This is a genomic window from Streptomyces sp. NBC_01077 (assembly GCF_045162855.1).
Classification (GTDB): Bacteria; Actinomycetota; Actinomycetes; order Streptomycetales; family Streptomycetaceae; genus Streptomyces.
Map to the genome: position 1 here is coordinate 2,094,281 of NZ_CP108669.1, position 24,002 is coordinate 2,118,282.

Annotated in this window: 22 protein-coding genes and 3 pseudogenes; 9 read left to right on the forward strand and 16 right to left on the reverse strand. The window is 70.7% G+C overall.

Translation table 11 applies throughout. From position 1 onward, the window contains the following. Positions 1-52: 52 nt before the first annotated feature. The 4 genes and pseudogenes from OG462_RS09275 to OG462_RS09290 all read right to left on the reverse strand — a co-directional run. Positions 53-403 carry a hypothetical protein gene (locus OG462_RS09275; protein ID WP_406056295.1) on the reverse strand — a complete coding sequence of 117 codons (351 nt, stop codon included), beginning with the start codon at positions 401-403 and terminating at the stop codon, positions 53-55. Further along, on the reverse strand, positions 400-600 hold the full coding sequence (locus tag OG462_RS09280; RefSeq protein WP_406056297.1) for a hypothetical protein: 201 nt from the start codon (positions 598-600) through the stop codon (positions 400-402). The genes OG462_RS09275 and OG462_RS09280 overlap by 4 nt, the downstream gene beginning before the upstream one ends. Before the next feature lie 83 nt (positions 601-683). Next, a complete protein-coding gene (locus OG462_RS09285; RefSeq protein ID WP_406066930.1) occupies positions 684-1,004 on the reverse strand; it encodes a hypothetical protein in 321 nt (106 codons plus the stop codon). A gap of 46 nt (positions 1,005-1,050) precedes the next feature. Further along, positions 1,051-1,254, reverse strand: a pseudogene (locus tag OG462_RS09290) (helix-turn-helix domain-containing protein); the annotation flags it as partial. Between the two features lie 174 nt (positions 1,255-1,428). On the opposite strand from OG462_RS09290, the gene OG462_RS09295 reads away from it, so the two are divergent. The 4 genes and pseudogenes from OG462_RS09295 to OG462_RS09310 all read left to right on the forward strand — a co-directional run. Beyond that, the gene (locus OG462_RS09295; protein ID WP_406056299.1) at positions 1,429-1,878 is read left to right on the forward strand and encodes a hypothetical protein; all 450 of its coding nucleotides are present in this window, start codon (positions 1,429-1,431) and stop codon (positions 1,876-1,878) included. A gap of 148 nt (positions 1,879-2,026) precedes the next feature. Further along, the gene (locus OG462_RS09300; RefSeq protein ID WP_386560373.1) at positions 2,027-2,224 is read left to right on the forward strand and encodes a hypothetical protein; all 198 of its coding nucleotides are present in this window, start codon (positions 2,027-2,029) and stop codon (positions 2,222-2,224) included. 72 nt (positions 2,225-2,296) lie between these two features. After that, positions 2,297-3,652, forward strand: a complete 1,356-nt coding sequence (locus OG462_RS09305; protein WP_406056301.1) for an integrase — start codon at positions 2,297-2,299, stop codon at positions 3,650-3,652. A gap of 5 nt (positions 3,653-3,657) precedes the next feature. Continuing rightward, positions 3,658-3,789: pseudogene (locus OG462_RS09310) on the forward strand (undecaprenyl-diphosphatase); the annotation flags it as partial. A gap of 57 nt (positions 3,790-3,846) precedes the next feature. Here the strand turns inward: OG462_RS09310 and OG462_RS09315 are convergent. From OG462_RS09315 to OG462_RS09345, 7 genes and pseudogenes are all read right to left on the reverse strand, one after another. Beyond that, positions 3,847-7,803, reverse strand: a complete 3,957-nt coding sequence (locus OG462_RS09315) for a hypothetical protein (RefSeq protein ID WP_406056303.1) — start codon at positions 7,801-7,803, stop codon at positions 3,847-3,849. A gap of 22 nt (positions 7,804-7,825) precedes the next feature. Next, entirely contained in the window at positions 7,826-10,087 is a 2,262-nt protein-coding gene (locus OG462_RS09320; protein ID WP_406056305.1) for a hypothetical protein, read from the reverse strand. Between the two features lie 236 nt (positions 10,088-10,323). After that, positions 10,324-10,632: a hypothetical protein gene (locus OG462_RS09325; protein ID WP_406056307.1), complete on the reverse strand. Its 309-nt coding sequence runs from the start codon at positions 10,630-10,632 to the stop codon at positions 10,324-10,326. A 4-nt stretch (positions 10,633-10,636) separates the two neighbouring features. After that, positions 10,637-11,554 (reverse strand): RimK family alpha-L-glutamate ligase, encoded by a 918-nt coding sequence (locus tag OG462_RS09330; protein ID WP_406056309.1) that lies wholly within the window; start codon positions 11,552-11,554, stop codon positions 10,637-10,639. Continuing rightward, positions 11,551-12,387 carry a hypothetical protein gene (locus OG462_RS09335; protein WP_406056311.1) on the reverse strand — a complete coding sequence of 279 codons (837 nt, stop codon included), beginning with the start codon at positions 12,385-12,387 and terminating at the stop codon, positions 11,551-11,553. Before OG462_RS09335 ends, OG462_RS09330 begins: the two co-directional genes overlap by 4 nt. Then, positions 12,384-14,228, reverse strand: a complete 1,845-nt coding sequence (locus OG462_RS09340) for a M6 family metalloprotease domain-containing protein (protein ID WP_406056313.1) — start codon at positions 14,226-14,228, stop codon at positions 12,384-12,386. The genes OG462_RS09335 and OG462_RS09340 overlap by 4 nt, the downstream gene beginning before the upstream one ends. Positions 14,229-14,486: 258 nt before the next feature. After that, positions 14,487-14,585 (reverse strand): annotated as a pseudogene (locus OG462_RS09345) (flavin reductase family protein); the annotation flags it as partial. A gap of 51 nt (positions 14,586-14,636) precedes the next feature. On the opposite strand from OG462_RS09345, the gene OG462_RS09350 reads away from it, so the two are divergent. After that, the gene (locus tag OG462_RS09350) at positions 14,637-15,083 is read left to right on the forward strand and encodes a nuclear transport factor 2 family protein (RefSeq protein WP_406056315.1); all 447 of its coding nucleotides are present in this window, start codon (positions 14,637-14,639) and stop codon (positions 15,081-15,083) included. A 100-nt stretch (positions 15,084-15,183) separates the two neighbouring features. Further along, positions 15,184-16,908 (forward strand): apolipoprotein N-acyltransferase, encoded by a 1,725-nt coding sequence (gene lnt / locus OG462_RS09355; protein ID WP_406056317.1) that lies wholly within the window; start codon positions 15,184-15,186, stop codon positions 16,906-16,908. On the opposite strand, the gene OG462_RS09360 is transcribed toward lnt, so the two are convergent. After that, the gene (locus tag OG462_RS09360) at positions 16,832-17,737 is read right to left on the reverse strand and encodes a Gfo/Idh/MocA family protein (protein WP_406056319.1); all 906 of its coding nucleotides are present in this window, start codon (positions 17,735-17,737) and stop codon (positions 16,832-16,834) included. The two genes, lnt and OG462_RS09360, sit on opposite strands and share 77 nt — an antisense overlap. 54 nt (positions 17,738-17,791) lie before the next feature. Next, a complete protein-coding gene (locus OG462_RS09365) occupies positions 17,792-18,985 on the reverse strand; it encodes an FAD-dependent monooxygenase (protein WP_406056321.1) in 1,194 nt (397 codons plus the stop codon). Between the two features lie 91 nt (positions 18,986-19,076). On the opposite strand from OG462_RS09365, the gene OG462_RS09370 reads away from it, so the two are divergent. The 3 genes from OG462_RS09370 (at position 19,077) to OG462_RS09380 (ending at position 21,009) form a co-directional block, all read left to right on the forward strand. Continuing rightward, the gene (locus OG462_RS09370; RefSeq protein ID WP_406056323.1) at positions 19,077-19,745 is read left to right on the forward strand and encodes a TetR/AcrR family transcriptional regulator; all 669 of its coding nucleotides are present in this window, start codon (positions 19,077-19,079) and stop codon (positions 19,743-19,745) included. Between the two features lie 88 nt (positions 19,746-19,833). Continuing rightward, positions 19,834-20,361 carry a DinB family protein gene (locus OG462_RS09375; protein WP_406056324.1) on the forward strand — a complete coding sequence of 176 codons (528 nt, stop codon included), beginning with the start codon at positions 19,834-19,836 and terminating at the stop codon, positions 20,359-20,361. A gap of 165 nt (positions 20,362-20,526) precedes the next feature. Next, on the forward strand, positions 20,527-21,009 hold the full coding sequence (locus tag OG462_RS09380) for a hypothetical protein (protein WP_406056326.1): 483 nt from the start codon (positions 20,527-20,529) through the stop codon (positions 21,007-21,009). Between the two features lie 40 nt (positions 21,010-21,049). On the opposite strand, the gene OG462_RS09385 is transcribed toward OG462_RS09380, so the two are convergent. The 3 genes from OG462_RS09385 to OG462_RS09395 all read right to left on the reverse strand — a co-directional run bounded on the left by OG462_RS09385 (position 21,050) and on the right by OG462_RS09395 (position 23,935). Then, entirely contained in the window at positions 21,050-21,523 is a 474-nt protein-coding gene (locus OG462_RS09385) for a hypothetical protein (protein ID WP_406056328.1), read from the reverse strand. Between the two features lie 70 nt (positions 21,524-21,593). Then, positions 21,594-22,277 (reverse strand): uracil-DNA glycosylase, encoded by a 684-nt coding sequence (gene ung, locus OG462_RS09390; protein WP_406056329.1) that lies wholly within the window; start codon positions 22,275-22,277, stop codon positions 21,594-21,596. 80 nt (positions 22,278-22,357) lie between these two features. Further along, positions 22,358-23,935 (reverse strand): ABC transporter substrate-binding protein, encoded by a 1,578-nt coding sequence (locus tag OG462_RS09395; RefSeq protein WP_406056331.1) that lies wholly within the window; start codon positions 23,933-23,935, stop codon positions 22,358-22,360. Positions 23,936-24,002: the final 67 nt, after the last annotated feature.

Below are 24,002 nucleotides of genomic sequence, written 5' to 3' on the forward strand. Positions count from 1 at the left end.
AGCGAGGGGTGGCGGAGCGGCGCGCACAGGCGACAGCGGCGGGGGTCGTGGATCATCCGAGCCGCCCCACGGTGAGCACGTGGGTGCTGCGGATCTCGTTGATCACGCGGTCCATCTCGTCGCGAAGCCGGAGCAGTTCATCGAGGCTCACGGACACGTCGGCCGGGTCCATCTCGGCGGCGCACTCCACGGCCAGGACGCGGCGGCGGATCTCGGCCTCGTCCGTCGGGTCGGCCACGACGACGGCCAGGTTGTCGAGGACGGCGAGCACGTTCCCGCGGGCCTCCTCGTCTGACCAGTCGGCGACGAGGGACAGGAGGGTGGTCTGCCGCAGGATGTCGGCCGACAGGCGGCCCAGCAGGGCGCCCGGCGCGAGCCGTACGGAGATCGGGGTCAGCGTCATCGGGCACCTCCGTCCTGCGTACGCGGGGCGAGGGCCTCGAGGGCGTGGTCGAGCGGGTCGACGAGGTGCCGCTGCTCGGCCAACTCACCGGCGGTCGCCGCGCGCTGGCCGGCGAGGATCTCGCGCAGCTTCTGCACCTGCGGCGTGACGTCCTCGGTCTGCGGGTCGGGCTTCTCGGGGCTATGGTTCTGCTTCACGGTTCCTCTTCATCTGTGCGTTGAGGGCCGAGGGGCTTCCTGGACCAGGCCCGGTCCGGGCGGCCCCGACTTCGTTCAGGGGGTCAGGCCACGGCCTTGACGGTGCGGTAGGCCCGGCGCTTGCGCGGCCGGGACCGTCCGTCCCTCTGGTTGCGGTGCATGTCCGCGATCGCGGCCAGGTCGGAGTCGCTGAACAGGAGCTGGCCGGCGAGGCGGTGGCAGGGGAACGGGGTCCCCTTGCTGCCGTCCTCGGGGCGGTTCACTCCGTCACGGAGCCACTTCTCGCCCTTCTTGCTCTTGTCCTCCGGGAGGCGCAGCCCGAGACGGATGGCGGCCTGGGAGACGGTGTGGAACGTCTCGAGGACGGGCGGGGCGGTCGGGCGGGGCTTCGTGGCGACCGGCATGTTGTCTCTCCTTTCGAGGAGTCGTGGCGACCAGGAGCCGGGTGTCGGTGGCCGGCAGGTCGAGAGCGCGGCGCAGGCCCTTGTAGGTGCCGGGCTTCATGCGGTGGCGCTTGCCGAGTTCGAGCTGGTTCAGGTAGGGCCGACTGATCCCGGCAGCTCCTGCGCACTCGGCGATGGAGAGGCCGAGGTGCATGCGTCGGGTGCGGATGGCCGCTCCGAGCACCTGGTAGGTGGCTGCGGGTTGTTCCATGGATAGAACCTAGCGCTCACCTCTAGAGGTTTCTAGAGGTACTTAGCGGTAACATATATTCACCGAGCGTTACCTCTAGAACGCGCGCCGATTTTCTCTGGCCATTGATTGCGATCCGGCCATCTGGCCAGACCGGCATAGCGGTAGCTGGAGGTAGCTGCGATGATGGGCGCCATGCCAGCCCCCACCGGCGACTCCTCGCCGCTCGACTTCCTCGCCACCCTGGTGCGCCAGCAGCGCGTTGCCCTCGGGTACCGCAGCAAGGAAGCGGCCGCCGAGGCGTGCGGGCTCTCCCACATGCCGTACCGCAACGTCGAGGCCGGCCGCCCCGTAAGCGCGCTCACCTACACCAAGATCGAGCAGGGGCTGAAGCTCGCCCCCGGGGCCTGCCGCCACGTGCTCGACGGAGGCGACTCGCTGCTCTTGGCCGACGGCACTGAGCTGATCGTGCGCGCGCGGGTACGGAACCACGACCTGTCGCAGTTTCCTGACGACCTGAAGAACGCGGTGATGGGTGCCGCTAGCGCCACCGCACCCGACCTGTCGTTGCGGGATGCGGACGAGATGACTCAGCGGGTGCTGGAGTACCTGCGGGACCGCGGATACCCCCTCAAGGGCGGGTAAAGAAAGGTTGTTGCAGTACAACCTTTTTCTGTGACTGGAACGTTACGTTCCTGGCTCACTCAATGCTCAACAACCCAGTGCGCTGCAGTGACAGGTGTGTCACGCTGTGCAGACCTGGAGGGGTTCCCGCACGGCGACAGGGGGACCTATGAGCACACCCGTCATCCTCGATCTGGGCCCGAAGCACTACGTGCATACGGTCGAGTTGGTGGACGACACGGTCTGTGTCCTAACTCCTCGGGTCGCGTCGGACAAGTCGATTCAGGCGATCGTCCGGGCGTACCTGAAGAAGAAGGGCGTCGACTGCAAGCAGTGCTGCGCGTGCCCTCTCGGCACGGCGGAGTAACAACAGAGGAGCGGTGGAGGACCGGCGGTAGCCGAGCCGTCGGTACTACACCCAGATCAACCGCGAGGACGCATGCCCTGGCCGGAGAAGCGCGGCAACACCTGGCGAGTCCGCTGGGACTCAGGGCGCGTACACCCCGACACCGGGAAACCGATCTACGACAGCAAGAGCGGATTCCCCACCAGGGCCGAGGCATACGAGTACGGCCTCGACCGTGAATCCGACGTCCGGAACGACCGGTACATCAGCCGCCGCGACGGCGCCGTCCTGATGAAGGACTTCGTCGCGGACTGGCTCGACGGCATCGACGTGGGCCACCTGCGGGAGCGCTCCTGCCGCTCGATGGCCCGCCTCTACATCGTGCCCCGCTGGGGAGAGACGGCAGTCGGCGACATCAAGCCGTCCGCCTACCGGGCCTGGAAGAAGGAACTCCTCGCACGCCCCAACGTCGGCGCCGACTACGGCCGCGAGATCCTCGGCCTGTTCGCCATGATGATGGAGGACGCTGTCGAGGACGAGCTCCGCAAGGCCTCCCCCGTCTCCGTGCAGCGGCGCCGCGGGAAGTACACGAAGAAGCCGCGCGAGAAGAAGCGGCACATGGAGATCGCCGACGTCTTCCAGCTCTCGCTCAACGCCCACACCTACTGGGGCTTCACCGGGTTCGTCTTCATCTGGACGATGGCGTGCACCGGGATGCGGCCGGCTGAACTGTACGCACTGCGACGGGAGTTCGCGCACCCGGCATGGCCCGCGTCTGACCCGGACGAGGAGCAGCGGGAGGAGTCGCTGGAGCGGTATATGGGAGACGACCCCATGCCGGCCGTACGGGTGCAGCACCAGCACCAGTGGAAGGACAGCGTTCTGTCCCTGCTGCCACCCAAGTACGACTCGCACCGGACCCTTGTTGTCCCCCGGTTCCTGGCCGAGCTGTTGGAGCTGCTACTCGACTCTCACGAGAGCGAGTGGGTTTTCCCATCAATCAATCATGGCCCCCTGGCGAAGGCGAACTTCACCTACCAGTACTGGCGGCGGATCGCCGACGGCCGGGACGAGACGCCGGCGCGTGAGCCGGGCAGCGGCCGCGGCGGGTCCTGGCGCCCGCTGCCCGGGTGGCCGGCCGTGAAGGCGTACAAGGCGAAGCGGTTGTACTTGCTGCGCCACGGCCACAAGGAGTGGCTCGACGAGGACGGGCACAGCCGCGTCGCGGTGGAGACGCGGATGGGTCACGAGCTGCCGGGTGTCGAGGGGACGTACAGCAACGTCACTCCGGCGATGGAGCGTGCCATCATGGAGTCGTTGCAGGTTCGGTGGGTGGCCTTCGTGCGGGAGCTGAAGGTCGACTCTCTGCCTCTTTCTCCCAACCCTCTCCCATTCGATCTTGGGGAGTGGTTGAAGCAGCAGGTCAGCGACGCGCAGCCCTCGAACTGACCCACTGGTTCATGAAGTTCATCACCACCAAGAGCTTCATGCCCTTCGTGATCTACCGCATCCTGCTCGGCATCCTTCTCTTCATCCTGATCGGCACGGACGCCCTGAGCCCCCACGCGGGCGAGTCCGCCGGCTGACGAAGCCGCCGCAGCCGGCACCGTCCAGCGCGTTCCCGACGACCTCTCTCCACTCGATCAGTGTTCGGGGACACCGACACGGTCGTCGTCGGACCAGAGGCCGAGATTGCTGAACAGCGCCAGGAGGCCGCCACCCCAGTAGCTGATCACGTCGCAGACCGGCGGGATGAACGGCGTGAAGTCGTTGGGGAGGTACTTCCTCACCAGGTTGGAGCCGAGCGGGGAGACCATGTTGGCCCAGGGGCCGACGATGGCAGCGACGAGGGCCAGGACGCGGTCGGCGGGCCAGCCACCTTCCTCCTCGGCGACGGAGACGACACCGATGGCCAGGGCAGCCACACCGAAGATCATGTTGAAGACCGACAGGACGAAGTCGAGCACGTCGCTGTTGGTGCCCCAGCCGTCGGCGTAGTTCTTCACCTCGAACCACTCGAACAGCTGCCACACCCCCATGCCGAGCGTGGCGAGACCGGTTCCCACACCCCAGCCGATGACGGGCCATTCGCCGAGGCCGGACAGGGGGGAGGTGAGGGCGAACGACAGGATGTTGGCGAGGGCCCCGATCCCGGTCGCCACGCTGACGAACTCCTTCAGGCTGCCCGACCAGCCCGCCGCCTTGCAGGTGTCCACCCAGCCCAGACAGCCTCCTTCGACCATGTCGGCGATGAACCCGAAGAAGTAGTAGAGCTCAAGGAGGGCGGAGAGCTCGGGCCCGCCCTCGCGGGGACGGGCCTGGCTGTCGAAGGGCGGGGGCCAGGCGATGCTCGCCGACTTTCCTGTGACGATGGTGCCGAGGACGTGGCCGGGCACGGCGACCATCAGCGTGATCGCCTGCTCGACGGTGATGCTGGCGACGATCTTGTTGCCGGCCAGTACGTTGAAGAAGTTCCAGGCCAGCAGGAGGGGGATGGCCAGTGGGCCCTCGACCTCCGAGTCGAGCAGGTTCTCGAACTCGTCGAGGCAGACCTGGATCGCCTCCAGGAGGGCGACGACGATGACGTCGAGGAAGGTGAGGAGGCCGTCGACGAGGTCCTCGGTCAGCTGCTCCAGCAACTGCTTGATGTTCAGGTTCGGGTACGTGGACGGATCGTCGAACTGGATCTGGCTCATGATCCATCTCGCGAGGGTCTCCAGGTCGTCGCCGAAGTCCTTGAAGTACCCCCACGTCGACTCCTCGGTCAGGGCCTTCCAGAGGCCCGCGAGAGGATCGTCGTCAGCAGGCGTGTCCGCCGGGCCGGCCTCGTCCATCCGGCGCTTGCACTCCTCGAGGATCTCCCTCATCGAACGCGGTGCGGACCCGGCCGTGAGGTGCGCTCCGTCGGGGCCGGGCCGGGCTCGGGTGCCGGCTCCGCCACCCGCGCTCTTCGTGGGCGAGGGGAGCGCGGCGAACATCTGGTGGGTCACCATGTGCGCGTGCGGGCTGGTCGTGATGTCGGACGGGGAGACGGCCGATCCGCCGTTGGCGGTCTTCTGGACCTGTTGGGTGTTGCCGGCCGTGGTACTCGGGTCGGCGTACTGCTGCCAGCCCGGGCTGGTCGCGAGGGCGAGGTCCGGGCCGATGTTGCCGAAGGCGGACTCGATCGCGTTGTTGACCGTGTCCAGGAGGTCGTGGAAGTACGTCGAGTCCGGTCCGATGTTGGTGATCGCATGGCCCACGGCCGCCTGCGCGGTGGAGAGGGCGTCCCTCAGTCCCGTGGAGATGGCCTGTGCGGAGGCGAAGATGGCCGGGGCGTCGAACAGGGCCTTGAGGAAGTCGATGACGTCCTTGATGTAGGCCGCGATGGCCGAGAAGACGGCCATGACGGCGTTGACCGCGTCCTCGATGCCCTTGATGACGATGCTGCCGATGTTGACGATCGCGTCGCCGATCTTGACGGCGATCTGCACGATGCCGTTGATGAGGTCGGCCCCGACGTGGTAGACGGCCATCGCGGCGGACTTGATGCCCTGCCAGACGCTGTCCCAGACGCCCTCGATGTCGCCCCACAGGCCCTCGCCGATGACGTTGTTGTGGTGGGCCAGCTCGCCCAGGAAAGCGTCGTGGTCGGCGAACTCCTGGTAGCTGGGCCGGCCGGTGACGACGTCGCGGTTGATGATGAACCCTGCCAGGTTCTGGCCCGTACCGGTGCCCTTGGCCATGAGGTTCTGGACGGCGGTGTGCGCCTGGTCGGCGGTCATGACGGGACTGTCGCCCTGGACGCCGGGGAACACGGGGCCGCCGTTGTGGGGCAGTTGCGCGCCGGAGAGGGCGTCGGGGGTGAAGGTGGTGTTCCCGTCGGTCTTGTAGTCGAGCGTGCCGGTGGCGCTGGTGCCGCCGTGCGGGATGCCGGCGGTGCTGCCGGCGAGGTAGGCCTGCACCGGGCCGGCCGGTGCGGCCTGCACGGCACCGAATCCCTGCCCGGCGTCCCCCTCCGACTGCGGTGGCAGGTCGGTGAAGGTCAGGGTGGGCGGGGCGAAGTCGGTCGCGAGGAGTGCGACGGTGACGACGCCGAGCGCGGTCGTGGTCACGGTGGCGGCCTGTGTGGCGTCGGGCCCGATGATCTGGACGGTGCCGTTGATGACGGCGCCGACGGTCGTCGAGGCGCCGACCGTCAGACTGCGGTTGGTCACCGGCATGCCGTTGGCGTCGGTCAGGGTGAACTGGGTGCGGTACGTCGTCACCTCGTAGGTGTTGACCTGGGCCAGTGCGGGGGTGTGGTTCACCCAGCCGCCCGGCATGAGCTGATGGAGCCTGAGCTCGCCCAGGGCGTTGGCGGTGAACAGCGTGGGCGGGTCGTTGGGGAAGGACGAGGCGAACACCGCGTCGGCGCCCTCGTCGACGTTGCCGGTGGTGGTCGCCGTGCAGGAGATCGCCATGCTCGGCGCCCACTGGATCGTGTACTCGTCCGGGTTGTCGCTGTTGTTGAAGTACCCGGTTTGCTTCAGGAAGGACAGCGTCCCGTCGGAGTCGGTGAAGTACACCGAGGTCATGCCCAGGCTGTCGGTGACCGACTGGGCCGAGGTGATCGTGCCGGACGTGTTCACCGGCAGCACGATGCTGCCGTACTCCGGGTCGTACAGAAAGGGCACGCCGTTGGTGTCGATGTACAGCGGCCGGAAGCCGTACTCCGAGCCTTCCCAGCAGATACCGGCCAGGGACTGGGGCACGGTGACGGGTGCCGGCGAGCCGGGTGAGTAGACACCCGGGCCGCTGAGGGTGTCGCCGTCCACACACGAGAACGCGAACAGCGCTTGTTCGGCGGGATCGCGGGCTTCGGTGAAGACCAGAACCCAGTTGCCGAAATGCCCGGCGACCGGAAACAGCGTCCAGTCCGTGATGGTCGGGTTCTGGCTGCTCCACTTGATGCCCATGCCCCCCAGCATGGGGCTCTGTCGCCAGCCGCTTCCGTCGTAGGTGAGAGTGGCCATGCACACGAATTCGTAGTCTTCGACGACGTCATCGGACAGGGCGTACACGATCGGGAGAGGGTCGTTCCCGGTGGTGGCGATGGGAGTGGTGCTCGGGCCCTGGACGGCGGGGTTGTAGTAGGCCAGTTTGAGGGTCGGCGCCGGGAACGCGAAGGTGTACGTCGTCGAGTCGACGGTGCCGTCGCTGTTGAGCCGGCCCTGCCAGATCGTGCTCGTTTCGGTGGAGGAATCGGGGAGAAGGCAGAAGAAGTTCGGTTGGCCGTCGGCGATGCAGGCGACAACTGCCGTCGGAGTGCCCGCGGGGGCGCCTTGGACCGGGGTCAGGGTCCACCCGTGCGCCGCGGCGGGATCCTGGGCGAGATGGTTCAGGGTGTACGTGCCGGAGCCCTCGCCGCCGCCGGAGGGCGTGTCGGTGATGACGAAGGCCTCGGCCAACCCGTTGTTGAAGGGGTTGCAGAAGGTGCCGACCCAGGGCGCCACGCTCTGCGGCGGGTTCTGGTCGAGACTGATCATGATGCTGGAGGTGTTGACGGCGTCCTGCATCAGGACGCAGTTGACCTGCGCGCTGAGCGGTGCCGCGGGGGTGTAGGGGGACGCGGGGGGCATAGCGCTCTCCAGGGCCGGCGGGTCAGACGGGGTTGGTGGTCCACAGCACGTTGTCGGACTGGTCCAGGACAGCGAGCCTGATGGGGAAGTGGCCCTGGCCCGGGTCCAGGGCGAGCTGCGCGCCGTTGACCCCGGCGCTCCAGGTCACGGACCCCTGGTCGTCGAGGACCTGCAGATCACCGTCGGTGGTGAACACGGCGCTGGAACCGGGCTGGGACCAGACGGGGCGTTCGCCCGGCACCCCGTAGGCGAGTTGATCCGACAGCATCTGGAGTTCTTCGCCCCAGAAACCGGTCAAGGTGGAGCCGACGGTGAACCACCAACCGGGCGGGCAGGTGTCGACGGTGCCACCGGCATTGCCCGGCTGCCCGGCCCGGAAGGTGAGCGACCCGGCGGCGGTGATCTCCAGGCAGGGGGTGGGATCGCCGGCCAGGGTGATGGTGTCCCCCGGACCCCCGCCGACGGTCTCCGAGCTCCACACGACGTTCGTCCCCGACGCGTCGTACACCTCCAGGTTGCCCGCGTGGGTGAACGCGGCACTGTGCCCGGCGGGAATGCCGTCGCCTCCGGTCGTACGGGTGGCCCAGACCGGCTGGGTGTACGGGTCGAGCAGCACGAGGTTGCCGTCGAACTGCATGACCAGCACCGCTCCGCCGGCGGCGATCTGCCAGCCGGGCGCGATGACCGTGCCGGCTGGGCACGGGGCCTGGACGCGGTTCGACAGCCAGAGCGGGGTGCCGTCGCTGCCGATGATCTGCACGCTGGGCGGGGCGTCGACGAACTGGAGCGTCGCGCCGGCGTTCCCGGCGGTGTCCGAGGACCAGAGCTGATCGCCGGACGGGTCGACCACGCGCAGGTCACCGTCCTGGGTCAGCATCGCGCCCGCGACGTCACCGCTGAGCGAGAGGGACCACACCTGGGTGTCGCCGTCGGTGAGCACCAGGCCTGTCGATCGCACCGTCAGCGTCAGGTCGCTCCGGCCGCTCGGGGCGCTGACGGTCGAGCCGACGGGCAGCCCGGTGCCGCCGGGCAACGGTCCGGTCAGGGCGACGGGCGGGAGCACGGCGTTCTGCTGCACCTGACACCCGGCCCACAGGCCGGTGTAGCCGGGCAGCGTGCTGCTGTAGCTGCCGGGCCGGCCGGTGAGTTCGTAGAGCCACAGACTCTGGTCCGTGCCGACGACGAGCAGGGCAGGGGCGTCGCCGGGCACCCGGTCCGGGGCGAGCTGTACGGGGTCGGTGCCGGACCCGCCGGCGTAGATCTGCGCCGCGGGCCCCATCATCGGCAGCTGGCCGTCGAAGCACATGCCGATCTGCGGGATCGCGTAGACGCTGTCGTCCGATCCGATCACGTACAGGGTCGTGTTGAAGCCGGCCACGGTCTGCCCGGCGACCGCCAGCCGAGCCCCGAGGTTCGGCACGGGCAGCGCCATCGCCTGGCCGAACGCGGCGGCCCAGACCATCAGGTTCCGTTGGTCGTCGTCCTGCTGTTCGTCCAGGTAGACGCAGGCGGGGGCGGGCGCCCCGGCGTCGGTGATGGGCTGGACCACCGCGACGAGGCCTCCGGGGAAGACCCCGCCGGCCTTCCCCGCCGTGCCGCTGAGCCCGGGACTCTCCAGCACGTGCCACAGCGTCATGTGGCCGGCGTCGTCGGCGGGATTCAGCTGGATGAGATTGCGCGAGCCCATCTGGTTGACGAACACGTTGAAGGAGGGCGTCCCGCTCGACTGCGGCGCCTCGGTCGGCGCCAGCAGCTGCCCGTACCAGTCCAGTGCCCAGCTGTCGTCGGTGAAGGCCTGGGGAGGGTTCCAGGCGCTGCCGTTGAACGCGGTGACGACGAGCTGCTGGTCGACGGCGGTGCCGTACAGGACCGGGCACGACCGGCCGAGGACCGGCGGGGTGTAGGCGACGCACAGACTGGTGATGATCGGCACGGAGCCCACCGGGTACTGCGGCGACGCGCTCCACCCGTCCACGGTCAGCTCCAGCTGGCCGAGGGCACCCGTGGGCTCTCCGGAGCTGGTTCCGTCGGTCCAGAACACGTTGATCGTGGCGGTCTCCGGGTCCGCGGAGCACCCGTTGACGGCCACGATCCCGCCGTAGCGCTGCGAGCCACCGCCGAGGTGGTAGGGCCCGCCCGGCAGGTCCTCCACGCTCCAGCAGACACCACCGTTCGAGCTCAGATACCGCAGCACTCCGGAGTCGTCCACGAACACCGCTTCCAGCGCCCCCGACCCCGCGGTCGCGCCGACCGGCACCGTGAACGGATTCCGGAACAGCGCCACGGGCGAGAACCCGCCCCCTTGCGCAGGAGATGCCACGAGCACCGGCGACGCCGCCGTCGAAGTCTTCACAGAAATCATCCTCAGTCTGCGTCGTGACCTTGTGCATGTACGAATGCGCCGGGCGGCCGCGCGCCACGGGGAGAACGCCGACGGGTACACCCGTTCGACCTCGCCCGGCCGGAGCAACAGGAGGCGGTGGACTGGGAGACCGGCGAGGACCGGCACCCCGTCACCGGTCAGGGCCGCTCGACCCGGAAGTCGCCGGTAGCCGGGTGAGGTTCCGCCAGGACGTCGCCCGAGGAGCCGAGTCTCGCCCGGAGGTGGAGCGTCGCCCCGAGCACCACGTCCCGGAGGAGCTCGCGCCGGATGCCGAGACTCAGCCGGGAACCCGTGAGGTTGGGGGAGATCAGGTCGGCCATGCCCGGTACGGGGAGGGAGGCGAGTACCTGGCAGGTGGCGAGGTCCCACTCGTCGAGCCGTGGGTGGGCGGTCCGGGCGAGGAGACGGAGGGTGAGTGCGGTGAGGTTCTCGACGGCCTGGACCACGTGCTCACACCCCCACGGGAGCCGCGGCCCGGCGGCCGTCGAGGTACGCGACGAGCGCCGAGGAGATGGACAGGCCGGTGTGCGCCTCGTAGTAGCTGTAGGCCGGCATGGGATTGACCTCGAAGCACACCCACGCGCCGTCGGGTGTGCGGCGCAGGTCGATGCCCGCGAGCGGGAGGCCGAGCGAGGCCGCGAGCTCCACGCAGCGCCGGGCCGTGTCCGGGGGCAGCTCGTGCGGGGCGAGCCGGGCGGACTCCCCGCTCCGGTCTGCGTAGCGGTAGTCGATCGCGTCGCTGTCGACGGCCGCCGCGTAGGTGTCCTCGCCGACGACGTGGACGCGTACGTCCTGGCCCGGCACGTAGGCCTGGAACTGCGTCGGGAGTCCGCGGACGAGAGCGAGGCGGCTCGCGTCGGCGTCGGTGAACTCCCTGACGATGGAGCGGATGCCGCTGACCGACTTGTAGACGATCCGGCCGTGCCGGGCGCGGAACGCGAGGATCTCGTCGGGGTCGTCGCTGACCAGGGTCTCCGGTACGGCGAATCCCGAGCGCCCGATGAGCTGGGCCTGGTACGGCTTGGAGGAGTTGGACTCCATGGCGCGGGGCCGGCTGACCACGACGGCCGGGGTCGTGTCGAGCCAGCCGACGAACCACTCCTGGAACGCCGCCGCCCGCGCCCGGGCCGCCGGGTCCCCGTCGGCGGGCGGCTCCAGCGGGCGGGCGTACACGGCCGACACGTCGCCGAGCGGGACCCGCATCCCCTCGACGGTCACCTGGGCGTCCAGCTCGTCCGTTCCGACGACGAGGTCGTACCGGGCGGTGCGGGCCTGGTCGATCACCAGGTGCCGCAGGTCGGCGTCCCGTGCGGCGCTGATCGCGCGGGTGAGGGGCGGGTCGTCCGTACGGCCGAAGAACAGGATCACTCGGGCCTCCTCGTGGGCTGTTCGGCGACGGCCACCATGAAGGAGGCGGTGGCCTCGACGTGCTGCGGGTCGTCCAGTGGCGGGCACAGGTGCACGTCCGTCACGACGGCGCCGGTCGCGCGGGGCGCGAACCGGAGCTCGAAGTGCCGGGTGCCGAGCGCGTCGGCAAGGCGTTCGCAGCGTTCGCCGTAGTCGCCGGCACGGGGGCCGATCACGCGGTCCCCGACGACGAGCAGACGGTCGTGGTACGCCGCCGGCTCCTCCGGCAGCACGTCGACCGGGACCGGCGAGCCGGGGCCGCCCGGCCACGCGAGGCGGGGCACATGCCGTTCCCCGGGGGCGGGTCGGCCCACCAGGCCGCCGCGCGTCGCCCCGCCGCGCCGGGCCACCGGCAGGCCGCACTGTTCGGCGTGGACGAGGGCCGTCGTCCGGGAGACAGCCCCGTGGGCCGTTCCGTACGCGCTGATCAGGCCGATCACCCTGGGCGCGAGGGACAGCAGCCAGCTGGCGACCAGGGCCTGCCGCTCGCTGTGCGTGTACAGGGCGTCCTTGGCGCGGGGACCGTTCTCGGCGCCCGCGGCGAGCGGCAGGCCCGGCAGGCGGTGCAGCACCGCGCCGATGGTCCGGTCGTCGAGCACCTGCCCGGTGGGCAGGGTGATCCGGGTGGACGCCTCTCCCCCACCGGTCACCCGGTGGCTCCACCGGGCGCGGGCGAGGTCGGCGGGCGTGACGGTCAGGACGCCTCCGTGGCCGCCCCGGGGCGACAGCGCGCGGGCCACCGCCGCCGCGCCGCCGTCGCCGGGTGCGGCCAGGAGCAGGAGGGTTCCGCTCACTGCTGGGGGAGACTGTCGTACGACCGCTTGGCCTGCGCGTCGCCGTCCTCGACGGCTTCCCGCAGCGCGTCGGCGCCCGGTCCGTACTGCGGTCCACCGATCAGGTCGGGCCGCAGTTCGGTGCCGATGAACGGCTCGGCGGGGTCGCCCGCGCCGCCGGCCCCGCCCAGGGTCTGCTCCAGCGCGGCGAGCCGGGTCTGCAGGTCCACGATGGCCGCGATGGTGGGGTCACTCTCCCCGCCCGTCGATCGCGTCGTCCCGAACGAAGGGTTGTCGAAGTCGTCCTTGATCTCCTTGAACGGCGTCTTGTCCTCCCTCCGGTCCTTCAGGTCCTTCTGCTCCTTGAACGGCTCCTTGGTCTTGATCTCCCCTTCCTTGCGGTCCTTGAGGTCCTTCAGCTCCTTGGACGGCTCCTTCGCCTCCTTGAGCGGTTCCTTGATGTCCTTGTGATCCTTGACCTCCTTGATCGGGGTCTTTCCGCAGGAGACCGCCACGGAGGCCGTCATGGTGGCCGCCGACGGCGAGATCCGGGTGACGGAGACACAGGAACCGGCGCCCGCGAAGGACTTCGAGTCGGGTGCGCTGGAGGAGGTGAACGTGGTGTTGCCGCTGCTTCCGGGGTACGGATCGCCGTCGTCACCACGGTTCTGGTTCAGTTCGAGGTTGCGCTGGTTGTCGGCCTGCACCAGGCCGACCTTGTAGTGGTTCTCGTCCCGGTTGTTCGGCTGGTTCTCGTCGATGTGCCAGATCAGCAGTCCGTCTCCCGGCAGCGAGGCGTCGTACCCGGTCCGCTGGCGGTTCTCGAGGAGGAAGTACTCGCTGCCGCCCGCACCGTTCTTCCAGAGCCGGTGGACGGTGTGGCTGGATTTGACGTCCGGGAAGGACTCACTGCCGCCGGTGGTGACGACCTTGGTCGTGGCCCAGCCCTGATTGACCTTGCACCAGGCGGACGGGTGCGTGGGGATGTCTCCGCCTCCGCCCCATGAGCCGGCTCCCATCAGGCACCACGATCCGACGCCCTCGGAGCTGTCGTCCGTGTCGTAGAGGTCGGGGAAACCGAAGAGCAGATGTCCGAGTTCGTGCGCGCAGACGCCGATCTTCGCGTCCTCGGAGATGGTCAGATAGCCGTAGACCTTGGTGCCGTCGGTCTGGTGCACGGCGGGCAGGGTCGACTTGTGCGACCAGATGTGGAACGGCTTTCCGGTCTCGTCGGCGGCGGGCCCGGCGTGCACCACGATGAAGGCGTCGACGTAGCCGTTCCCGTCGTTGTCGAACGGCGCGAAGTTCACGGTCGCGTCCGCGGCCTCCACGGCGGACTTCGCCATCTCCGGTGACCGGAACGGTCCGCTGGGCCTGGCGATGCCGAAGTTGCCGGCCGCGTACCAGTCCATGGTCTCGGGCATGCGGTACGGGCCGTGGACCTCGCCGACGAGGTCCACCAGGCCGTTCGTGACCTCGCGGTAGTACTCGCGCACGCTGCCGTGCGGCATCGCGCCGAGCGAGAAGAACAGCTTGTCGACGTCCGCCGCCGTCTTCGTCATCGGCTTGTCCGAGAAGTCGACCAGGACGACGGCCACCCTGATGGTGCCGCGCAGCGGCGCCCGGTCGGCCGCCGCCGCGCTGATGGTGGCGCGGGAGGTCCCCGGCGGAAACTCCTCCGGCGGGAAGATCGTTCCGTCGTCGAAGCCCAGGGGTGTGGGCGTGCTCGTGAAGCCCAGCAGGTTCGTGAGCTCGCCCGGAGCACCGCGTACTTGGTCGAGTTCGTCCAGCATGCGCCGGCGCAGCTCCGGGCTGGGGGCGACGGCGCAGAACGAGGAAGAGACGGCGGCACGGTCAGCCATGTCGACTCCAGAGAGTGATGGTGTGTCGCTTACCGTGGCCACCGTAAGCGTCGCCGGTTGCGGGAGCGCGCTGGACGAACCAGCCATCGGCATATGCGCTCTCCTGGGCGGCGCGCGTGGCGCACGGGAACGCGCCGATGTGCGCCCTCGCTCCCCCACGCGCCGAGCGACGTCGTCGAGGGCTACCGCTCACTCGCTGCTGAGCCCCCGTCTCGGCAGTCGCTCAGCCCTGGTACGGCACGCGGGCGATCTCCGTGATGCCACCGGCGACGCAACCACCCGCGGCGGCTTCACCCGCAGGCTCGGCTCGCGCTCGACGCCGCAGGCGTCGAACTCGCCGACCCCACTCGGGAACTCCCCACGCGCATGCCCCTTGGCCCCTGGCTCGGCCTGCCCGACACTGATCCGATGACGCAGCGCGTGGACCTCGCGACCGTGATGGACCGCCTCGCCGTCGACGACCTGATCACCGGGTACGCGGCGGCCGTGGACGACGCCGACTGGACCGCCTACCGGGCGCTGTTCACCTCGGACGGCCGGGCCGACTACCGAGGATCCGGCGGCGTCGAGGGCCCGGCGGCCGAGGTGGCCGACTGGCTCGCCGAGGCGATGACGCTCTTTCCCGTACGCCAGCACCTCATCGTGAACCGGCGCGTCCTCTTCCACGAACCGGCCGGATACCCGGAGATCGGGGACACGGCGGACATCCGCGCCGACTACGTCAACCCGATGCGGTTCACCTCGGGCGAGGACTTCGTCTGCGGGGGCCGCTACGCGTTCGGGGCGCTGCGGACCACCGACGGCTGGCGGCTGAGCTCGGTCGTCGTCGACGAACGGTGGCGCCGGCACAACTGACCGCCGCTGGGACCCACCGCGACGGGTCACCGGGACGGACCCCCCGAGCCGCGCCGAACCCGGTCACGCCCGACACTGAAGGCAAGGGCGGAGGCATGCCATGCGAGTTCCGTTCGTGCACCGATGGCCGGGCCGGGGCCAGGATCAGGGACAGGATCCGGACCGGGCCGCGGCCGCCCCGGACGCCGACCGCGCCCCGGACCCTGGCCCGGACCCCGACCCGGACCGCGGTCCAGCTCGTCCGCCTGCCCCCGCACGTCGCCGCGCCCTCGCCCGTTCCCTCCTCGCCGTCGGCTGCGGCGCGCTGCCCGCGCTCGCCTTCCCCGCCCCCGGCCTCTGGTGGTGGGCGTACCTGGCGCTCGTCCCCTGGCTGCTCCTCATCCGTACGGCTCCGGGGGCGCGCCGCGCCGCCCTGGACGGCTGGCTGGGCGGGATCGGCTTCGTGTTCGCCGTCCATCACTGGCTGCTACCCAGCCTGCACCTCTTCCTTCTTCCGCTCTCCGCGCTGCTCGGCCTGCTCTGGCTGCCGTGGGGGTGGCTCGTACGGTCCCTGCTCGGTGGAACGCCGTCGGCGCTGCGGGCCGCCGTCGCCCTGCTCGCGGTACCGTCCGGCTGGCTGCTGATCGAGCTGGTGCGTTCCTGGGAGGGCCTCGGCGGCCCGTGGGGGCTGCTGGGCGCGAGCCAGTGGGAGGTTCCAGCGGCGCTGCGGCTCGCCTCGGTCGGCGGGGTCTGGCTGGTGACCCTGCTCGTGGTGGCGGCGAACACGGCCGTGACCCTGCTCGTGGCCGCGCCGGGGCTGCGTGCCGTCGGGATCGCGGGGATCGCGGCCTGCGCGCTCGTGGCGGGGACGGCCGCGTGGGGGATCGGGGCGCCGCGCGTGAGCGGGACGGTGCGGGTGGCCCTCGTACAGCCGGGGGTGTTCGGCGGGGCGGACGGGGCGGAGCACCGGTTCGACCGCGCCGAGGAGCTGACCCGCTCGCTCGCCGGACAGCGCCTCGATCTGGTGGTCTGGGGCGAGAGCGGTGTGGGGGCCGACCCGGCCGACCGTCCCGAACTCGCCGCCCGGCTCACCGCCCTGGCGCGGGCGGTCGACGCGCCGATCCTGGTGAACGTGGACGCGCGCCGGGGCGACCGCCCGGGCATCTTCAAAAGCGCTGTCCTGGTCGGTCCGGCGGGGCTCACTGGACAGCGCTACGACAAGATGCGGCTCGTGCCGTTCGGCGAGTACATTCCCGCGCGCGGTGTGCTGGGCTGGGTGACGTCGTTCGGCAAGGCCGCCGACGAGGACCGTCGTCGCGGCACCGCTCCGGTCGTGATGACGCTGCCCGCCACGGGCGGCGGCACCGCCCCGGCCCTGCGGATCGGCCCGCTCGTCTGCTTCGAGTCCGCCTTCCCCGACATGAGCCGGCACCTCGTCCGGGACGGCGCCGGGCTCCTGGTCGTCCAGTCGTCGACCAGCACCTTCCAGGAGAGCTGGGCGCCCGCCCAGCACGCCTCCCTGGCCGCGCTGCGGGCGGCGGAGACCGGCCGGCCCGTCGCACACGCGACGCTCACCGGGGTCAGCGCGGCGTACGGCCCCGACGGGCGCCGGATCGGGCCCGTGCTCGGCACGGACGCGAGCGCCGTCGCCGTCCGCGAGCTGCCGCTCTCGACGACGACGACGGGCTACGTCCGGTGGGGCGACTGGCCGTTGTACGGGGCACTCGCCGTGGTGGGCGCGGTGTGCGCCGCCGAGGGCGCGGGCGCGCTCAGGAGGCCTGGGTCAGCGCCTCGCGCACGACGCGCTCGCACAGCTCGTGGGTCAGCAGGGCGTCCCGCGCGCTGAGCACCCGGCCGTCGCGTACGGCGTCGAGGAAGGCCAGTACGGCCTGCTCGATCCCGCGCTGGCGGGGCACCGGCACCCAGTCGCCACGCCGCCGCAGGGTCGGCTGACCCTTGTGGTCGACGACGTCGGAGAGATTGAGGACCTGGCGCTTGGTGTCCTGGCCGGAGACCTCGAGGATCTCCTCGGTGGAGCCGTTCATCCGGTTCATCATGCCGATGGCGGTGAAGCCGTCTCCGGAGAGCTGGAGCACGACGTGGTGCATGAGCCCCTCGCGGATCCGGGCGCGTACGTCGACGTGCTCGATCTCGCCGGGGAGGAGGAAGCGCAAGGTGTCGACGACGTGGATGAAGTCGTCGAGGACGAGTGTGCGCGGGTCCTCGGGCAGGCCGACCCGGTTCTTCTGAAGGAGGATCAGCTCGCGCGGGTGCTCGACGCACTGGGCGTAGCTGGGGGCGAGGCGCCGGTTGAAGCCGACGGCGAGGCTGACCGAGCGCTTCTCGGCCAGCTCCACGATCCGCTCGGAGTCGGCGTACTCGTACGCGAGGGGCTTGTCGACGTACGTGGGGACGCCCGCGTCGAGGAGACGGCCGGCGATCTCGGCGTGCGCGGCGGTCGGCGCGTGGACGAAGGCCGCGTCGAGTCCGGCGGAGAGCAGCGAGTCGAGGTCGCCGTGGCGCTGCGCGGCGGGCAGGTGGAGGGTTTCGGCGACCCGGTCGAGCGTCGCGCGGGTGCGGGTCTGGAGGTGGAGTTCGACCCCGGGGAGGGTGGCGAGGACCGGAAGGTAGGCCTTCTGCGCGATGTCGCCGAGTCCGATGCAGCCAACCTTCACGGGGTCTCCTTCGTCGTGTCCACAGGCCCTGTACGTGTGGGCCGTTCGCGCTGGTCAGCTTACGCCGGGCCGGGCCGGGGCCACCGGCGGCCGCCAGTCGGCGATGCCGTCGAAGCCGCGCAGGACGAGGCCCGGGCCGAACCGGGAGACGGCGCTGACGAGCGTGGCGCGCAGGGCGACGGCGGGGCGGGCGGAGAGCAGGGTGACGGCTCCGGTGCGGGCGGCCTTGCGGACGATGGCGGTGGTACGGGGAAGGCGGTCGGCGGTGTACGCGGCGAGCGCGCGGCCGGGGACGAAGTCGGGTGCCGCACCGGTGTGGTGGGCCAGGACGACGGCGTCCTCGATCGCCTGGTTCCCGCCCTGGCCGAGGCTCGGCATCATCGCGTGCGCGGCATCGCCGAGGAGCACGACCCGGCCCCGGTGGAAGGCCGGCAGCGGGTCGGGCAGGTGGTGGACGTCGTGGCGGAGGACCTGGGCGGGGTCGACGGCGGCGAGGATCTCGGGGACGGGGTGGTGCCAGTCCCCGAAGAGGCGCAGGAGTTCGGCCTTCTCGTCGTCGGGCGCCCGGCCGCCGGCGGGGGCGGCGGCCATCGCGTACGCGTAGATCCGGCCGTCCTTGAGGGGCTGCGTGCCCCACAGGCGTCCGGCGCCCCAGGTCTCGTGCGGGGCGAACGGCCGCCCGGGGGCGGGGACGACGACCCGCCAGGTGGTGCAGCCGGCGTACCGCGGGCCGGGGTGCTCGGGGAAGAGGGTGTGCCGCGTCGCGGAACGGATGCCGTCGGCGGCGACGACGAGTGCGGCCTCGATCTCGCCCCCGGGGGTGGTGAGGCGGGCTGGGCAGTGGTCGTCGCCGGGGTCGACGAGCGTGGCGGCCGCTCCGGTGCGGACGGTCCCGTCGGGGAGGGCCGAGGTGAGGATCTCGACGAGGGTGGCCCGGTGGAGGAGGACGAGCGGCCCGCCGAAGCGCGCGGCGGCGGCCTGGGCGTTCGTAGGGGCGAGCCAGCGGCCGCCGGGGGCGCGCATGCCGCCGTCGCCCTGCCAGGCGGCGAGGGCGCGGACGCGGTCGCCGAGGCCGATGACGTCCAGGGCGCGCTGGGCGTTGGGGGCGAGGCCGATGCCGGCGCCGACGGGGGTGAGGTCGGCGGCGCGCTCCAGGACGGTGACCTGCCAGCCGTTCCGGTGGAGGGCGACGGCGGCGGCGAGTCCGCCGATGCCGGCTCCGACGATGACGGCACGGTGCTGTTCCATGGCTGCTCCTCGGATCGGGAACTACAGGTGTAGTACGCCCGGCGAAGCGACCGTACTACAGGTGTAGTCGGGTCGGTAGTAGGTTGTCCCCATGACCGCATCGACTCCCCCGGCCACCCCTCCCGAGCCCTCCGGCTCCCCCGCCTCCCGGGCGGACCGGATCGGCGACGCCGCCCTGGGCCTCCTCGTGGAGCGCGGCATGCGGGGCCTGACCCATCGCGCGGTGGACGAACGGGCGGGGCTGCCGCAGGGGTCGACGTCGAACCACGCCCGCACCCGCCAGGCCCTCCTGGAGACGGCCGTACGACGCCAGGTGCAGCTGGAGTCACGGGTCCTGACCCCGGACGAGATGCCGGGCGCCGGCGGCGCGCCCGACCGGCCCGAGGCACCCGAACCGTCGCTCGTCGACATCGACTCCCTCGCGGACGCGCTCTCCCTCGCCCTGCACCGCTATCTCACCGACCACCGCGCGCTGCTCGTCTCCCGCTACGAACTGGCTCTGGAGGCCACCCGTCGCCCCGAGCTCCGCGCCTTCTTCGACACCGCCGGCTCCGTCTTCCACGGCCCCCTGGTCGCGATGACGGCGGCGGCCGGCTCACCGGAGCCCGAGCGGCACGCGCTCTCCCTCATCGCCTGGTGCGAGGGGCTGATGTTCTCCTGCGCCGCCGGCTCCTTCCACGCGGCCGTGCCGAGCCGCGCGGAACTGCGGACCGGCTTCGACGAGTTGCTGCGGGGCATGCTCGGGAGCCGAAGCGCCTGAGGCCTGTCCTTCCCTGATCCGCCGGACAGCCCCGGGGCCCACGGGAAAACGGTGGCGCGGCCGATGATCGTGGGGGACGATGCCGCGCATGACCACCCAACGCACCGAATCCGTCCTCCGCGTCGAACCGTCCACCGTCTCGGGCGAGCGCGAGGCGCTGGAGCAGTGGCTCGACTTCCATCGCGCGACCCTCGCGAGGAAGTGCGAGGGGCTCGACGACGCCCAGCTGCGCACGCCTTCCGCCCCGCCCTCGGACCTCACACTGCTGGGCCTCGTCCGCCACATGGCCGAGGTCGAGAACGGCTGGTTCCGCAACGTCCTGGCCGGCGAGAAGGCGGGCCGGGTCTACTCGACCGAGGAGGACCGCGACCGGGACCTCCATGTCACCGACACGGACACCTACGAAGAGGCGTACGCCACCTGGCAGGCGCAGATCGCCCACGCGCGCACCCTGGCCGCCGGGCACGGTCTCGACGACCTGGCCGAGGGCGAGCACCGCAGCGGGGAGCCCTTCAACCTCCGCTGGATCTACCTCCACATGATCGAGGAGTACGCCCGCCACAACGGGCACGCGGACCTCATCCGGGAACGGATCGACGGCGCGACCGGCGACTGACCCACCGGGGGCCGACCAGGGGGCCCTCAAGGGACTGGCCAGAGGCCACCAAGGGGCCGGCCAAGGACCCACCGGGTCAAGGCCGGTCCCGCGTCGGCACCCGTGCGGGGCATTCCCCACCGGTAGGGGCGCGAAGATCACCACCGGACCAGCAGAGTGGCGCGGGTGCATGGAACCCGAACCACAGTGAAGATCCTGGTCGGGGCGGCCGTGGCCGCCCTGACGGGCTGCGTCTCGGTGGACACCCCGCCGTCGGCGCCCACCCCCGCGCCCGCCGCGGAGACCGTACGCCCCGCCCAGGACGTGGCCCCGCAGATCGTCGAGGGACCGGCCCGCGAGGCCCTCGAAGCGGCGCTGCCCGCTCCCCCGCCGTCCGCCACGCCCCGCGCGACACCCCCGTCCGAGGTACGCCGGCGGGCAGCGGCCCCGCCCCGCCCTGAGGCGCCGCACCCCGAGTCCGTACCGCGGCAGCGTGCGCAGCCGCGCCCGGTGACCCGGCCGCCGCTGCCCGAGCTGCCGGACCTGGCCGGCCTGCCGAAGAACCCGCCGGTCTCCCGGGCGGACGTCTGCGACCTGGGCGAGCGGTACGGCGGCTGGGCCCCCGGCAGCGACCAGTCGAGAATCTGCCACGGCACCTACGGTCGCTGAGGCGCCCGCGGACCGAGGGCACCCACCCCGCCGTCGGCCCCTACATCGCGCGGAGCCGCAGCTCCAGGCGCTCGATCGCGGCCCGCACCCCGTTCCCGTAGCCGTCGTCGTCGAGGTGGTCGGACGCGGCGCGGGCCCGGTCCAGATGGACCCGCGCGGCGTCGGGCCGCTGGAGCTTGACGTAGTCGGCGGCCAGGTTGAGGTGGAGCGAGGGGTACAGCGCCCGGAGTGCGACCGCCGAGCCGTGCTCGGCGAGCCGCTCCTCCGCGAGGCCCTCGGCCGCACTCAGGGCCCGCAGGTCCCAGGCCAGTTCGGTGTCGGGGTCGTCCTGGGCGTCCGCCATGTAGTGCGCGAGGGTGCACCGGTGCAGGGGGTCCCCGTCGGGGCCGATCTGCTGCCAGAGCACCCCGAAGCGGTTGCGGGCCTCCTCGCGGTCACCGCCGTGGAGCAGCATCATGGCCTGCCCGATCCTGGTCATGACCCCGTCGTCCGACACCTGCTGCTGCTCGGTCACCGCGACCTCCACCCGCTCACCCACTGGGAGAGCCGACGCTAGCCGCACCGGGCCCGGATCGGGCCGAGGCTCAGCCGAGGTCCGGGATGCGCCAGTCGATCGGCTCGTGTCCCTGGGCCGCGACGGCCGCGTCGATCTGGGTGAAGGGCTGCGATCCGAAGAACTTCTTCGCCGACAGCGGCGAGGGGTGGGCGCCCTTCACCACCACGTGCCGCTCCTCGTCGATGAGGGGCAGCTTCTTCTGCGCGTAGTTGCCCCAGAGGACGAAGACGGCGGGGTCGGGCCGCGAGGCGACGGCGGTGATCACCGCGTCGGTGAACTTCTCCCAGCCCTTGCCCTTGTGCGAGTTCGCCTCGCCGGAGCGGACGGTCAGCACGGCGTTGAGCAGGAGGACGCCCTGCTCGGCCCACGGCATCAGATAGCCGTTGTCCGGGATCGGGTGGCCGAGCTCGGCCTGCATCTCCTTGTAGATGTTCCGCAGGGAGGGCGGGGTCTTCACCCCGGGCCGGACGGAGAAGCAGAGGCCGTGCCCCTGCCCCTCGCCGTGGTAGGGGTCCTGACCGAGGATCAGGACCTTCACCTTGTCGTACGGGGTGGCGTCGAGAGCGGCGAACACCTCGTCCTTCGGGGGGAAGACCGGTCCCTTGGCGCGCTCCTCCTCGACGAACTCGGTGAGCTGCGCGAAATACGGCTTCCGCAGCTCCTCGCCGAGAACACCCCGCCAGGACTCGGGCAGCATGCTGGTGTCGGTCACGGTCAACAACCTCCGGTGGACGTTCCTGATCTACGTCCCAGAACCTACCGGGGGCCACTGACAGTGGCCCCCGCAGGCTCCTACCAGCTGGCCCGGCGGTTCAGCTCCCAGAGCTGCATGACCGTCTGCGGGTCGAGCGCGCGCTCGCCGCCGCCGATGTCCTCGCGGGCCGCGATGTACAGCTTGCCCTGCCACAGCGGCAGCAGCCGGACGTCCTGGACCATGATCTCCTGCGCCTCCACGAACTCGTCCGTGACGGTCGCACGGTCGCTCTCGCGGCGGGACTTCGGGAGGAGTTCGCCGGTGATCCTGGGGCTCACGTACGGCGTGCCGAGGACGTTCTCCTTGCCGACGAACGGCGCCACGAAGTTGTCCGGGTCCGGGAAGTCGGGGAACCAGCCGCGCCCGAAGACCGGGTACTCGCCCTTCTGGTAGCCCGCCTGGAAGTCCTTCCAGGGCTTGCCCTGGATGGTGACCTTGAAGAGGCCGGACTCCTCCAGTTGGCGCTTGAGTTCCTTGAACTCGGCGGCCGTCGAGGAGCCGTACCGGTCCGTGGTGTACCAGAAGGTCAGCTCGACGGGCTCGGTGATGCCGGCGTCGGTGAGGAGCTTCTCGGCCTTCTTGGCGCTCGGGTCGCCGAAGCGGTCGAAGAACTTGGTGGTGTGGGCCGCGATGCCCTTGGGCACCATGGAGTACAGGGGCTCGGCCGTGCCCTGGTAGACCTTGTTGACCAGTTCGTCGCGGTCGACGATCTGGGCGATGGCCTTACGGACGGGAAGCTTGGAGACCGAGGGGTCCTGGGTGTTGAAGACCAGGTAGCGGATGTCGGCGCCGGTCGACTCGACGATCTGCAGACCCTTGTTCTCGGGCTTGTCGTCCTGGAGCGCGACGACCTCCTCGGCGGTGAGGCCGCGGTAGGTGGCGTCGATCTCGTTCTTCTTGAGCGCGGCGACCATCGCGTCGGACTCGTCGAAGTACCGGATGGTGACGCCGCCGTTCTTACGGTCGGCGAAGCCCTTGTACGTGGGGTTCTTGGTCAGTTCCGCCGACTCGCGCTCCGTGTACGAGTCGAGGACGAACGGCCCCGATCCGGTGACCTTGCCGTCCTTGCGGAGCCGGTCCGCCGGGTACTCGGCCGGGTCCACGAGGGACATCGCCGGGGTGGCGAGGACGAACGGGAAGGTGGCGTCCGACTTGTTGAGCCGGAAGACGACGGTCCGGTCGCCGACGGTCTCGATCTTGTCGAGCGAGCCGAGCATGCCGTTGGGGCCACCCTTGTGGTTGATCGTGCGGATGCGCTCGATCGAGTACTGGACGGCCTTGGCGTCCAGTTTGTGCCCGTTGGAGAACGTGAGGCCCTCCACGAGCTTGCACTCGAAGACCCGGCTGGAGGTGTCCGAGAACTTGCAGTCCGCGGCATCGGAATCCGGGGTCGTACTGCCCGTCGGGAAACTCACCAGGGTCTGGAAGACATTCCGGAAGAGCTCCCAGGAATTGTCCCAGGCGGCAGCCGGGTCAAGCGTGGTGGGAGAGCTCGTCGTACCGACGACGATTCTCTGATCCCCGGCGGAATCACTGTCCGAGAAGACACTGCATCCGGATACCAGGGATATGGACACAAGGGCTGCAGCGGCCTGCAGACTGGTCCGGTTGAACACGTGCACGCTCCTCGTTCAGCCACGGGTCGGCCGACGATACCGCAGCACCCCGCCAGGTCAATGTTCG